Below are 12,690 nucleotides of genomic sequence, written 5' to 3' on the forward strand. Positions count from 1 at the left end.
AGACACCGCTGGAATTAGCCGAGATGGTGTGTCGGAAATTGATAGAACTTGATGTTAACCCCAAAGTCATCATTGAGCCAACTTGCGGGATAGGTAATTTCATTAAAGCTGCTGCAAATTCCTTTCCATCCGCCAGCAAGATTATCGGGGTTGAAATCAATCAAAGTTATTTAAGAGAATTAATAGCTAAGCATGAATTGTTGCAGGATGAAAGATGTGAGGTTAAGCACGGAGATTTTTTTGAGTTTGACTGGACATCATTAATTAACCAATTTAATCATAGGGTGCTGGTACTTGGCAACTTTCCTTGGGTAACAAACTCACAACAAGGAACTCTTGGCAGTGAAAACTTGCCTAAAAAAAGTAATTTTCAAAAGCACACTGGCTTAGATGCACTAACAGGTAAAAGTAACTTCGATATCTCAGAATGGATGCTGATCCATGCGATACAATGGTTGCAAAATCGTGACGCCACTCTGGCAATGCTTTGCAAGACTTCCGTTGCCAGAAAGTTATTGAGTTACATTCATTCAAAAAAACTTAATCTCGCTAGCTGTGCAACTTACAAAATAGATGCTAAAAAGTATTTTGATGCAAATGTTGATGCCTGTCTGTTATTCTGCAAGTTTGACTTAAGTTCACAAAACTACTTCTGCGATGTATTTAGCAGTTTAGAAAGTTCTGACTCCCATCGAATCGGATATCACAACAATCTCCTGGTTAAGGATATAGATTCTTTTAGTAAAGTGAGTGATTTATATGCGGTGAGTTCAGGGGCCAAATGGCGATCGGGCGTCAAACATGACTGCTCAAATGTGATGGAGTTTCGGAAAATTGATAATTTGTTTGTCAATGGATTTGGGGAAGCTGTCGAGCTTGAGGAAACTTATCTATTTCCGCTACTTAAAGGATCTGATGTTGCTCAAAATCGAATTAATCGCACAAACCGCTATATTTTAGTAACTCAAAAATTTATTGGCGAGCCAACCGAACCTATCAGCCAGATAGCTCCTAAAACCTGGCGCTATCTGCAGGAGTGCGGACAATATCTAGACAATCGCAAAAGCAAAATTTATCAGCACAATCCTCGTTTTTCTATTTTTGGAGTTGGCGATTATAGCTTCAAACTTTGGAAGATAGCAATTTGCGGGCTTTATAAGAAATTGGATTTTAGGTTAATCGGTGAAATAGCTAATAAACCTGCGATTTTTGATGATACTGTTTACTTTCTCAGCTTTGACAGCGAGAGAGTTGCACGTCAAACTTTTGAGCTTTTGAATTCACCGGCGGCAATTAACTTTTATTCAGCGATGGTATTTTGGGATGAAAAGCGCCCGATCAAATCCAGCATTTTAAATTGTCTGAATCTGGCATTGCTGGCAGATTGGAAAGATTTAAGCGCAGATGCAAGCTGATAAGCGCAGATGAGTACACAGGAATTGCTCAGCAAAAGCAAAGAAACCGGGTTTTTGGCAAATTATGCGGGTGTAACGCGTCTTTTCAGCAACAAAACCCGGTTTCTGACTACTCGTGCGTAAGCCTTATAAACGTAAAATATCGTTTACGGTTGTTGCTGAATGATTAAACCGCAGAGAACACAGAGGACACAGAGTCAGAGATTGAGAGAGATGAATAATTTCGATGCCAATGGATTTGAGATCGGAACATTTGTCATAGCAATCCGCGATAGCGAATAAACACCAACAGCACCGCCCACGATCCTAATGCGACTTTGACTGCAACCAGGATATTGAGCAAGGGGAGAATGCCACCGCTGAAAAGTGTGCCTAATTCTCCGTGCGGTAACTCATATCCTGACAGAGTGATAACGGACAATACAATGAAAACAAGTACCGAAACTTTCTCCAAAGTCGCGGCGTGCCAGCGCTGGTAGATTTCTTGCATCCACTGCGGTGATGAGGTAATCGCCACCAAGCCGATCGCAGTTCCCCCCGCTACACCCGCGGCAAAACCACCGCCTGGACTTAAATGCCCGCGAATTGCTAGTTCGATACCCACCAAGGCGGCAATCGTCGCTCCCAATCGCGCCAAAATAATCGATGGTTGATCGGTAAACTGATATATGGCGCAGGACGGCTGTTCATTTGCTAGCATAAAACTTGCACCCAAGATGGCGATCGTAAATACTACGACTTCAAAGATCGTGTCGTACAGCCGATTTCGCAAAATGATACCGGAAACCGCATTGGGTACTCCACTATCTTGAACAACCAATTCGACGATCGAACTTTGCAGCGATGAGTCCATTATTGGATTGGCGATTAGCAGCATTTTGACAAACAGCGCTATCCCTGATAAAAAGTAAACCCACTTCATCAATGTTTGTCCTCTGCGTCTGGTGTATTTACATAGGTTAGGGTTGTCCCTGGTGATGAAAGTTCGGTTTGCATGATGTCGTAGACACGCCGAACTCTGATTGCGGTGTTATAAAGTTGTGCTTCGCCGCTGTGTTCTAGTTGGTCTTCTGGGGAACAAGCTGCATGAACTTCTTTTTCCATCAGCGCCCGCTGCAATGCCTGTGTAGTCGCATAGGGAACCAGTTCCAGGCGCATATGGCGTTTCTCAAAAACTGTGCGGATGTCATCTATCAGTTGCTTAAAATGACCTGCGGTTTTGTCGTTTGGTATAGCCTCGCCCTCTGCCCCCTCTTCAATTACACCCAGACGCAGCACGAAGGATGAACGCACCGTCACTGCATAAAGTGTAATCGCCAGTAGAGTACCCATCAAGGCTTCGGTCAAGCCCACATCCCCCGCGCCTAAAATTGTATACACCAAGGCGGCGATCGCTCCCAATACCCCCCGCAGTAGCAATGCGTGGTATGGATTGACCTGAAATACCACCATACCAGCAGCTAAGGGTAGCAGAGCGACGAGGACATAAATGTAGCTATTATCGTTCATAGTTACTCCCTGTTTTGGAACAATAGGCCAACACATATCCCAGCATTGTGTTCCAGGTTGCTAAGCAAATGATCGCCAGAATCAGCAGGGGCCATTTACTGGGTATTTTCAGCAGCAATCCGACGACTATCGCGATCGATCCCAGCGTATCTGCTACCGAAAGACTGTGCAGTTTATATAAAACCGATCGCTTCCCAAGTAGGAAAGAAGTACCCCAAAACCAGAAAAAAATCCCTATACCGATGCAGGTATAGCTCAATACATCTATTACGATCATGCTTCACTGATACGTTTGATTATATGTGCCAACAACATCAATCCAGCATTACCCACACTGAGGATAATCGCCGCCACCACACCGATCATCCAATCATCGCGCCAAACGGATATGACGAGAGCGATGATTGCCGCCTTGCTCGAAATACTGGCAAAGGCCAACATTGTCTGCCAGATATCATGATCTTTCCATACCTCGTACATGGGTATGAGCAGAGCCAGAATCATCGCAATTAAAATCAAGTTGTTCAAGTTGTTCAATTGTGTGCACTCCTGATTTTTCTTACTTAGCTAAATCGAAATTATTCATTTCTCTCTTCTCTTCTCTTCTCTTCTCTGACTCTGCGTCAATAGCGGTTAAATCATTCAGAAACAAACTTGAGCTAGGTGTTTGATGTCCGTCGCACTCGGTGTACTTCGTAAAAACCCTCTTCGTGATATTTCACGACAATCGTCTTGGGAGTAAAAGTGATCACGAAGACATCTAGGAAGATCAGCAAGGGCGATCGATGGTTTGGCACTTTTTCCATGATCACATCTTCGTGTCTGTGGGGACGGAGGATGAGTTCAAAAGCTTCCAGATAAGCTATCGGAATCGCCATCAAGATTTTACCCAACACCCCCAACCATTCCCTCAAAGGTTCCGGGGGTGCGTAGCTGCGCGGCAACAGGAAAGCAATGATGATGCCGATCGCAATATTTGGCAAACGAAAATCGGCAGTGAGTAGAAACCAAATCGTCAGTCTTAATATTAGATGTCCAATCATGTTGGCAATGCCATCCAGAATAGTAGGAGCGAAATCAAGCCCATAAAACCGACCAAATGATCGAATTCTTCAAGCATACGTGGCAGTTTGATTGCCGTGCGTTGAAAAATTAGAAAATAGGCTGACCAACCAATGCCGATGATGGCGATCGCCTTAAGCATATTGTCCAGCGTATAAGCCTGAACATCAAAAGCATTGGCTCCAATCAGCCCAGCTAGCAACAGCAACACCGCAGGCCAAAAACCGGGTTTGGCTGCTGTTTGTCCGCCACGGGGTAGAAAGATGAATTTAGCAAAAGAGATTGCTGTTCCGACTGCTGCGACATTCATCGCAATCGCTTGCCAGAATCCCAAATTCTTCACCGTCAACACCTTTGCCCCAAAGCCAACCAACAAGGGAAAGCCAGAGATTGATAAGCTAGCTATGACTAAGGCAATCCAGATCTTGGTATCGATCGGCTTCTGTTTCAATTCTTTCAGATTACGACTCGGTAACGATCCTGCAGTCAGAAACAGCGACGATTTGACCAAACCGTGTGCCAGCGCATAAAACCCACCCACGGACGGTGCAGCGAGGATAAAGCCCAACTGCGAAACCGTGTGAAAAGCCAACATCCGTTTGCTATCTTTTTCTAAAATGGCATAGAACACGCCCAGCAGCGCCGTCCCGACGCCAAAGGTTTGGACGATGGGTGCCACCTCCTCCACCATCAGCGCACAGCGCACGAGGGGATATACCCCCGCTTTGACCACAATCCCTGACAGCAAAGCCGACACAGGCGTTTCTGATTCCGAGTGAGTTAACGGTAGCCATAACCCCGATACAAACACACCTCCCTTAACCAAGAGTCCCATAAAGATCAGAGCGATCGCCTCTGGAGGCGCTGCACCCAAGCCGGCAAAACTAAACGAATGACTTGCCTTATAAACCAGCACGGCACCGACTAGATAAAACAGCATTGCCGTGTTGCTAATAAATAGATAGCGCAAAGCCACCCAAATCGAGCGATCGGTGCGAGGATAGGCAATCAACAGAAACGCCGCAATGCCGCTGACCTCTAACCCCACATATAAACTGATAAAGTCAGTAGAGGCAAAGGCCGCATTCAGGCTGCCGTGTACCATCAGAATTTGTGCATAAAAAAATGCCGTCTTATCTGTGGGCCAACAGTAGATAATCACCGCTGCTGTGACTAAGGCATTGGTTAAGATGAAATAGCCGCTCAAGCGATCGACTAACAACGTGACACTGAAATTATCCAGTAACTCCAGCGTCACCGCTGACGGCATAACAAAAAGCTGGAACGCATAGGCAGCGGACGCGATCGCTCCGAATATTGCGAGATACTTGTCAAGCTTCGGAATCAAATAAATACTAAACCCGACAAAAAACGGGAGTCCAATCCAGGCTAGCGTCAGGGTATTCATGGGGTATTATTCATCTCGATTTCATTACTTTCTAATGTCGGATTATCTCGTGCCAGCTTCATCACACTGACCAGCATTAAAGCCTGAATCGAAAAGCCGATCACGATCGCCGTTAAGATCACCGCCTGGGGAACCGGATCGGCGTAAGCGACATTTTTTCCCTTTGAAATAATTGGTGTCAGCCAGCCTTCTCGCGATGCCACCACCACGTAATAGGCTATAACCCCTGTACTCATGACATCCATACAGACGATTTTCATGATCAGGTTTTTTTTAAAGATGATACCAAAAAATCCGCAAAATACAGTTGCCAATACCAATCCTTCTAACATGGAAATTGCGTGTTGGATAAGGGGTTTTGGTTATTATATTTGAAGAAACGTATATTAGTTCTAATGAGACTTAGACATTTTCTAGCCCCTAAAGTACCTGAAAACCAGTCTAGGTAAGGGAAAGAGTTTGTTGACTGTTGACTGTTGACTGTTGGCTGTTGACTGTTGACTGTTGACTGTTGACTGTTGACTGTTGGCTGTTAACTGTCAGTCCAAAAACTGAATGATGGTTGAGTGTTAACTGTTGACTCGATTTTACGCCCGGCGATCGAGCGCGGATTTGATATCAGAGGTGAAACCCTTGTCAATCCAGGACTGAACCCAATTCAAGATCAAACCGTTTACCTGTCCCCGTTTGCCGCCATTTTCGACGTGATTTTTGGCTAAGTCCCGTTAGCGAATCTGTGGCCGACAAGGAAGTCTGAACGTCCATCAAACCCGGTTTCTGACCACTCGTGCGTCCAGGACTATAATTGTGACACTTGCGTCCAGGACTATTCAATTTAACGGGGGCGAACGTCACTAACTTCAATCATTCCGCAAAGCTGCGATCGGATCTAAGCGAGCGGCATTCCGAGCCGGCAATACTCCAGCTAACAACCCGACGGTAAAAGATAGCCCAAAACCTGCTGTAATCGACCATACAGAAACCACAAACGGAAATTTGAACGCTGTCGAAGCCCCAAAGGCGATCGCAATTCCCAACCCAATTCCCGCCGTTCCCCCCACCGTGGAAACTAAAATAGATTCCGCCATAAATTGAATTAGAATTGCTGCATTAGTAGCACCTACCGCTTTGCGAATCCCGATTTCCTTAGTGCGTTCCACAACAGACACCAACATAATATTAGCAATACCGATGCCGCCAACCACCAAAGAAATTCCGGCTATCGCACCCACCATAACCGTAAATAAACCTATCACATTGCTGAAAGTATTAACGATCTCAGCTTGATTTACAACTCGAAAATCATCCGGTTGTGGCGGATAAATATTGTGGCGCAAGCGCATGATATTTTCCACTTGAAATTGAGCATCCGCTAAATCCGCTTCGCCGGCAGTTTCCAACCAAAAACCCGAGATCGCAATCCCCGCTAAAGAATTTCTCCCCACAATCCGCGAAGACATATTTTTGAGGGGAATATACACTCGATCGTCCTGATCGGTTCCCCCTACAGACCCCTTGGTTTCCATCACTCCAATGACCTTGTAGCGGTTTCCCTGAATGCGAATATCGGAGGATAGCGCATTAGCTCCGGCTCCAAAAAGTTCGTCCCGCACCTTAGAACCGAGGACAACTACTGGCTCAGCAGCATTCAATTCATCCTCGTTAAAAAACCGTCCTTCTTGGGGTTGAATGTTCTTCACATCTGGATAGTTTAAATCCGTTCCCAAAATAGCAGTAAATGAATTTTGTCCGCCATAAACCACTTGCACTTGGCGCTGCAAATAAGCCGAAATAGCCTTAACTGCGGGAGCTTGTTTGCCGATCGCCCTAGCGTCATCCCAAGTAAGGGTAGTAGCAGAACCGCTTCCCTGACTAACACCGCCCGATCGCGAAGCGCCGGATAAAACCAACAGCACATTTGTACCCAAAGCCTTTAACTGTTCTTCAGTTGATTTTTGTACACCCTGTCCCACCGAAGTAATCGCAATTACCGAAGATATCCCAATAATTACACCCAGCATAGTCAAACTGGTACGCAACTTATTATTCCACAGCGCCTCAGTCGCCATGAACACAATTTGAACATTCGAGATTTTCTTAATAACTGGGGGAGTCTTTAATTTCATGTTATTAGTTATTTGTTATTTGTTATTTGTTATTTGTTGGAAAATTTCATCCTACTCACATCTTTCACCCTTCTGATGAACAGGCAAGATGCCTGTTCCACAATAGATCAATTTTCTTCTTGTGGGCCGTTGCTCCTAGCCCGCCAAAAAAGGATTATTGCAAATAGTGCAAGATGATATCCGATCTAACGCAAGCGCGTTCCCCCACCCGGTTGCAAACCCGGAATTCCGCCCGACGATGGATTTTGGGATCTAGGCCGCAATCCGGGGGGTAAACTAAGCAGCACTTTTTCATTTCCTTTCAAACCCGATCGCACTTCCGTCTTGTCATCCACCGTCATACCAGTTTTAATCGGCATAAAAGCAGGTTTGCCATCTTCTCCACCGGGAACAAAAACCCCCGTTTCCCTTTGTTGGCGGACAATTGCCGCAGTCGGAACTACCAAAACATTTTTGAGTTCACCGGCCTTAAACTCCACATTCACATTCATCCCCGATCGCAGCATTTGTTTCTCATCATTAATAATTGCCGCTTTAACCTCAAAACTTGTCACATTTTGCTGGACGATCGACTGAGGCGAAATTTGAGTGATTTTACCTGTAAAAGTCTTTCCCGCAAAAGCATCGGCTTGAATAGACGCAGCCTGGCCGATCTGAATCTGAGAAATATTAGTTTCTGCTACGTTTGCTACTAATTGATTTTTTGAAGCTAAGGACAAAATCGAAGAAGAAGTCGCCGAAGAAACCGCACTACCTGCCGTAGTGGGAGTCACAAAAGCGCCCGGATCGGCGTACTTGCGGGTAACAGTGCCGGTGAAAGGAGCCCGCAGCACAGTGTCGTCGATCTGGGCTTGAACGCTTTGCAGGCTGCCTATAGCTGCGAGAACTTGGGCCCGGGCTTGGGCGATGTCTTCGGGGCGAGAACCCGCTTCTAGCAGCGCCAAAGCTTGCTGTTTTTGCTCGACGGCGGCCTGCCCCGCAGCGATGTCTTCCGGGCGTGCGCCCGATCGCGCCAGGGCCAAAGCTTGCCGTTTTTGCTCCACAGCAGCCCGCCCCGCAGCGATGTCTTCCGGGCGTGCGCCCGATCGCGCCAGGGTCAAAGCTTGCCGTTTTTGCTCGACTGCAGCCCGCGCCGAAGCGATTTCTTCGGGGCGAGTACCTGCTTGCAGCAAAGCTACAGCTTGTTCGGCTTGCCTGACTTGCGTTTGAGCTCGATCGCGCGCGGTGCGGGAGTTGTTGACAACTTGCAAAGCAAGGGCGCCGGCATTATAAAGTTCCTGATTTCTCTGAAAGTCTTCCTCAGCTTGGTTTTTGGCGTATTCCGCATCTCTGAGTTTGGCGATTGCTTGGGCGATGTCTTCAGGCCGATTGCCCTTGAGCAATTTTTGTAAATTTGCCTGTTGTTCAGCTAGTTGTGCCTCGGCTACGGCAATATCTTGGGTTCGATTGCCGTTGAGCAATTTTTGCAACGTTGCCTGTTGCTCTGCCACTTGTGCCTCAGCTACAGCAATGTCTTGGGTTCGATTGCCGTTGAGCAATTTTTCCAGACTTGCCTGTTGTTCTGCTAACACTGCCTTAGCCACAGCAATGTCCTGGGTTCGAGTGCCGTTGACCAATTTTTCCAGGTTTGATTCCGCGGCTGCGAGTTGTCCGCGAGTTTGGGTAAGTTGCCCTTGGAGGTTGGAGTCGTCCATGTAGGCTAGAATCTGCCCTTGTTCAACTTTATCTCCTTCCTTGACAAGCAAACTTTTGAGCATTCCTGAAGTTTTGGGGCTGACGTTAACGGAACGTTCGGGCACAATTGTGCCGTTTGCCGAAATTGTAATCGGCAGGTTCACCCTTTCGACAGCAACGGTTTTTTCCCTGCGTCTGGTTTCGCGGCTGGATTTGACTGTGAGTTGGCTGTAAGCTGTGTAGCCTACTCCTGCCAGCAGGGAAGCGGCGAGGAGTCCGCTGAGCCAGGGAGTCAGCTCTTTTTTAATCTGAAAGTGCTTTACGAAGTACATATAAATTAGACCTGATGGGTCTGTCTTGAATTTAGACCGATCGGGAACAGAAAAGGTTCAAGAGAAGTCGCACTAAGTTTTTTCCGGTGTTTAATGCTTGGGGCCGATCTAATCTAGTTTAGATACGAATGCAGATAAAACCTGTATGGTCGGCTTCGTTGGTAAATGCCGTACAACGATCGGCGATCACGAAGCATAAATAATTGTTAAGCGATCGGGTATAACAAATCATTGGAGCGGACCAACAGCTATGATGTTAGTCAAGCTGAAGTTATCGCCGAGCGCCAAGTATAAATAATTGTTAAGCGCTCATCGATGCCTAACGAATCCTTGGATATGACAAAATCGCAATATTTTAGGTTTGAGTCAGAGGCTATCCTTTTCCGCTCAATTTAGCCGTTAGGTGGCAGTTATTTCGAGATAGAGATGTTCCCTTACAGTCATTGGTTAGTGATATATGGCTGAAATTGATAACAGACATAAATTAATTAAAAGAATTCAAAGAATTTCTAATTGGTTTGAAAACAAGCTAATTCAAATTTCTGATTGGTTTGAAAACAAGCTAATCCCAATAATTTCTAATTGGTTTGAAGACCAGCTTAACCCCATCGTGAAGTTCTTGATATATTTAAGAGTGCCTCTGACAGTTGCAATCGCAGCTTGGTATTTTTTTACCCAGATCGATCAAACCATTGAGGTCTATCTCGCAATTGCTTTAGATAGTAATGAACTTCAGGCAGTTGTTTCTACAGTATTTGTTGTTTTGCTTTCACTTGTTGTCTGGTTCGCGGCACGTTCACTTGAGAAACGCTATAAAGATCATCTTCCTAAATTCAACAAGAAGCAAAAATTAGATATCTTATACAAAAATGCACCTCGTTTGCTAGGTGCTGTACCACTGGGTAGCCTTGCTTATGGCACTTGGGCTACTACCCAAAAAACATTGCAGGACTTATCGAATAATACTGCTTTAAGTGCCTATATTTTTTTGCTAGTGTGGATGTTTAGCAATATAGTTTTATTAGGAAGTTTATTTTATTTATTAAGAAACCGTATAGAAAAAAAATACTTAAAGTACCTATATTCCGTTGGCTCTAAGAAGAAAAATGAAGGTCTCTTTGGGCAAATATTTGAAAATATATTTGTTAATATTGCCTGCTTTGTTTTTAGTATTTTATCTTTGCCTATGATTCTGGGGGCAAACGATTCACGTTGCTCTTTTGGTGTAATTGCTGTTTTTCTGTTGCTCGTATTTTCTAATGTGGGGCTATATTCTTGGCAAAACAAGCTAGAGTCACGATGGATCGTTGTTAGAATTTGTTTCATTTCTGTGGTGGCATCCCTCGCCTTAGGGTGGAAAATGCCTCCGACATTTTTTCCCGATAAGCTGGGTTCAATTAGTGTGGTGGCAATATCGTTGACGATTGTGGTGGTTGTTTTTTCAACAATTTACCACTGGGGGAAACGAACTAAAATACCCGGCATAACGATTCTAATCGGATTAATGTTAGTTTCTAGTGCACTAAATCTTAATGACAATCACCGCTTTCAACTAATCAGCAAACGCGAAAAGTCAGTCCTTCCAACTTTAGAATCTAGTTTTAATCAATGGTTAGAGAATCGCCCCGATCGCGCTCAATTCTCAAATAAACCCTATCCTGTATATATCGCTGCAGCTCAAGGTGGTGGTATCTATGCCGCTTATCATGCAGCGACAGCCTTCTCAAAGCTAACAGAATATTTTCCGAATTTTCCTCAGCATGTATTTGCAATCAGTGGGGTGTCTGGCGGTAGCTTGGGGGCTTCTGCCTTTTCAAGTTTGGTGAAAGTGGGTGGAATTAGTGGTAAATCCCTTAGCCAAACGGCTAGCAAACTGTTTAGCAGTGACTTGCTGACGCCCCTCCTGACGATGGGGCTATTCCCTGACCTGGTTCAGCGATTTATCTTTTTCCCAATAGACGATTGGGATCGGGCAAGAGGTCTGGAAGTTGCGTTTGAAAAAGCTTGGGATAAGCTGTCTCTTCCAAATCCAGATAATCCCTTGCGGAAGTCTTTTTACGAACACTGGCAGCCCCAGGGCAAAGCCCCTGCACTGGTTCTCAACACAACTGTTGTCGAAACGGGCGATCGCCTGGTGATCAGCCCCTTTCAGATTAACTTGCCCAACAAAGAAAATATTGCCATTGATGAACCCGATCTAAATTTGAAACTGAGTACAGCGGCTGGCCTCAGTGCTCGTTTTCCCTACTTCACCCCTGTAGGGTGGTACCAAAGCAGTAAGGACAAAAGTAAATTGCATTTGGCTGATGGCGGTTATTTTGATAATTCTGGTATTCCTACTGCTTTGGACATTGGGCGGAACTTACAGCAACTTCCGGGTTACGGAACAACCTTTGAAATTGTCTACCTATCCTTAATTGATGGGCAATTTAACGAGCCTACAACTCAACTCAAGAGTGAAGGACTGAACGAGCTTTTATCGCCAGTTCGTGCCTTGTTTAGTGCGCGCGAGTCCCGCAGTCGCAGTGCTGTTGAGTTGTCTATGTTCACGGTCAATGATGAGATTGATGCTCGACTCAAAAATGACAATAAGAAGCGACGCAAATATAAATTCAGAACCTTGTTCCTGAACAAGTCAGGTAAGGACGTTAAGTTGCCTCTGGGTTGGCTCATCTCTAAGCGCTCAAGGGAATTTATCGATCTGCAGACACCTGATCCCAATGACCCCAAAGCAAGACCCTGTGATACCAAAAAATTCCAAGAAGCCCTTGCAAACGGTCTGGTGGGTATGGATAAGAATCATAACCTTTGTGTGATTGCATCGATTGGCGACGATTTGAGAATGACCCCAAAGCAAGACCCTGTGATACCAAAAAAATCCTAGAAGCCATTGCAAACGTTCAGGTGAGCATGGATGACAATCATAACCTTTGTGCGATCGCATTGATTGGCAACGATTTGAGTTAGATTCAGATCATGTCTAGCGATCTACACCTACTGTCTATTTAGCAAAGGCGGGATCGTGGAATCCTTAAGCTAACGGCGCACCCTAACAATTCGGTTGGAGCGGATTGTTGAAAGTTGCTGGTGGTGCTACGAGTGTTATTTGCAACAGCTCAACCGGAACGTTATACTACCAACGAAAATTCCGTTGAGCTTGTCGG

General features: G+C 45.3%; 12 protein-coding genes. 3 read left to right on the forward strand and 9 right to left on the reverse strand.

Annotated elements, in window-relative coordinates:
- Positions 1-38 precede the first annotated feature (38 nt).
- Positions 39-1,415 carry a class I SAM-dependent methyltransferase gene (locus QUA74_RS18615; RefSeq protein ID WP_333332032.1) on the forward strand — a complete coding sequence of 459 codons (1,377 nt, stop codon included), beginning with the start codon at positions 39-41 and terminating at the stop codon, positions 1,413-1,415.
- A 256-nt stretch (positions 1,416-1,671) separates the two neighbouring features.
- Here QUA74_RS18615 and QUA74_RS18620 read toward each other — a convergent pair whose 3' ends face one another.
- From QUA74_RS18620 to QUA74_RS18650, 7 genes are all read right to left on the reverse strand, one after another.
- The gene (locus QUA74_RS18620; protein ID WP_333332035.1) at positions 1,672-2,337 is read right to left on the reverse strand and encodes a Na(+)/H(+) antiporter subunit B; all 666 of its coding nucleotides are present in this window, start codon (positions 2,335-2,337) and stop codon (positions 1,672-1,674) included.
- Positions 2,337-2,924, reverse strand: coding sequence for a DUF4040 domain-containing protein (locus tag QUA74_RS18625; protein ID WP_333332038.1), 588 nt, complete (start codon positions 2,922-2,924; stop codon positions 2,337-2,339). Before QUA74_RS18625 ends, QUA74_RS18620 begins: the two co-directional genes overlap by 1 nt.
- Positions 2,914-3,201: a monovalent cation/H(+) antiporter subunit G gene (locus QUA74_RS18630; RefSeq protein WP_333332040.1), complete on the reverse strand. Its 288-nt coding sequence runs from the start codon at positions 3,199-3,201 to the stop codon at positions 2,914-2,916. Before QUA74_RS18630 ends, QUA74_RS18625 begins: the two co-directional genes overlap by 11 nt.
- Positions 3,198-3,428: a hypothetical protein gene (locus QUA74_RS18635; protein ID WP_333308098.1), complete on the reverse strand. Its 231-nt coding sequence runs from the start codon at positions 3,426-3,428 to the stop codon at positions 3,198-3,200. The genes QUA74_RS18630 and QUA74_RS18635 overlap by 4 nt, the downstream gene beginning before the upstream one ends.
- Before the next feature lie 155 nt (positions 3,429-3,583).
- Positions 3,584-3,967, reverse strand: a complete 384-nt coding sequence (locus QUA74_RS18640; RefSeq protein ID WP_333332043.1) for a Na+/H+ antiporter subunit E — start codon at positions 3,965-3,967, stop codon at positions 3,584-3,586.
- On the reverse strand, positions 3,964-5,394 hold the full coding sequence (locus tag QUA74_RS18645) for a cation:proton antiporter (RefSeq protein ID WP_333332046.1): 1,431 nt from the start codon (positions 5,392-5,394) through the stop codon (positions 3,964-3,966). Before QUA74_RS18645 ends, QUA74_RS18640 begins: the two co-directional genes overlap by 4 nt.
- A complete protein-coding gene (locus QUA74_RS18650; protein ID WP_190739504.1) occupies positions 5,391-5,726 on the reverse strand; it encodes a cation:proton antiporter subunit C in 336 nt (111 codons plus the stop codon). The genes QUA74_RS18645 and QUA74_RS18650 overlap by 4 nt, the downstream gene beginning before the upstream one ends.
- A gap of 234 nt (positions 5,727-5,960) precedes the next feature.
- Here QUA74_RS18650 and QUA74_RS18655 point away from each other — a divergent pair, with 234 nt between their 5' ends.
- Positions 5,961-6,113, forward strand: a complete 153-nt coding sequence (locus QUA74_RS18655) for a hypothetical protein (RefSeq protein WP_333332050.1) — start codon at positions 5,961-5,963, stop codon at positions 6,111-6,113.
- Between the two features lie 141 nt (positions 6,114-6,254).
- Here the strand turns inward: QUA74_RS18655 and QUA74_RS18660 are convergent, their stop codons facing one another.
- On the reverse strand, positions 6,255-7,520 hold the full coding sequence (locus QUA74_RS18660; protein ID WP_333332053.1) for an ABC transporter permease: 1,266 nt from the start codon (positions 7,518-7,520) through the stop codon (positions 6,255-6,257).
- 185 nt (positions 7,521-7,705) lie between these two features.
- Positions 7,706-9,526: an efflux RND transporter periplasmic adaptor subunit gene (locus QUA74_RS18665; RefSeq protein ID WP_333332056.1), complete on the reverse strand. Its 1,821-nt coding sequence runs from the start codon at positions 9,524-9,526 to the stop codon at positions 7,706-7,708.
- Positions 9,527-9,983: 457 nt separating this feature from the next.
- Here QUA74_RS18665 and QUA74_RS18670 point away from each other — a divergent pair, with 457 nt between their 5' ends.
- Positions 9,984-12,410 carry a patatin-like phospholipase family protein gene (locus tag QUA74_RS18670; RefSeq protein WP_333332059.1) on the forward strand — a complete coding sequence of 809 codons (2,427 nt, stop codon included), beginning with the start codon at positions 9,984-9,986 and terminating at the stop codon, positions 12,408-12,410.
- The last annotated feature ends 280 nt before the right edge of the window (positions 12,411-12,690 follow it).

This window comes from Microcoleus sp. LAD1_D3 (genome assembly GCF_036702135.1).
In the GTDB taxonomy this organism is placed as follows: Bacteria; Cyanobacteriota; Cyanobacteriia; order Cyanobacteriales; family Microcoleaceae; genus Microcoleus.

What these genes read in the sequence shown, in the direction of transcription:
- QUA74_RS18620 (WP_333332035.1), bottom strand. Translation starts at nt 2,337, where the DNA reads ATGAAGTGGGTTTACTTTTTATCAGGGATAGCGCTGTTTGTCAAAATG.
- QUA74_RS18625 (WP_333332038.1), bottom strand. Translation starts at nt 2,924, where the DNA reads ATGAACGATAATAGCTACATTTATGTCCTCGTCGCTCTGCTACCCTTA.
- QUA74_RS18630 (WP_333332040.1), bottom strand. Translation starts at nt 3,201, where the DNA reads ATGATCGTAATAGATGTATTGAGCTATACCTGCATCGGTATAGGGATT.
- QUA74_RS18635 (WP_333308098.1), bottom strand. Translation starts at nt 3,428, where the DNA reads ATGATTCTGGCTCTGCTCATACCCATGTACGAGGTATGGAAAGATCAT.
- QUA74_RS18640 (WP_333332043.1), bottom strand. Translation starts at nt 3,967, where the DNA reads ATGATTGGACATCTAATATTAAGACTGACGATTTGGTTTCTACTCACT.
- QUA74_RS18645 (WP_333332046.1), bottom strand. Translation starts at nt 5,394, where the DNA reads ATGAATACCCTGACGCTAGCCTGGATTGGACTCCCGTTTTTTGTCGGG.
- QUA74_RS18650 (WP_190739504.1), bottom strand. Translation starts at nt 5,726, where the DNA reads ATGTTAGAAGGATTGGTATTGGCAACTGTATTTTGCGGATTTTTTGGT.
- QUA74_RS18660 (WP_333332053.1), bottom strand. Translation starts at nt 7,520, where the DNA reads ATGAAATTAAAGACTCCCCCAGTTATTAAGAAAATCTCGAATGTTCAA.
- QUA74_RS18665 (WP_333332056.1), bottom strand. Translation starts at nt 9,526, where the DNA reads ATGTACTTCGTAAAGCACTTTCAGATTAAAAAAGAGCTGACTCCCTGG.
- QUA74_RS18670 (WP_333332059.1), top strand. Translation starts at nt 9,984, where the DNA reads ATGGCTGAAATTGATAACAGACATAAATTAATTAAAAGAATTCAAAGA.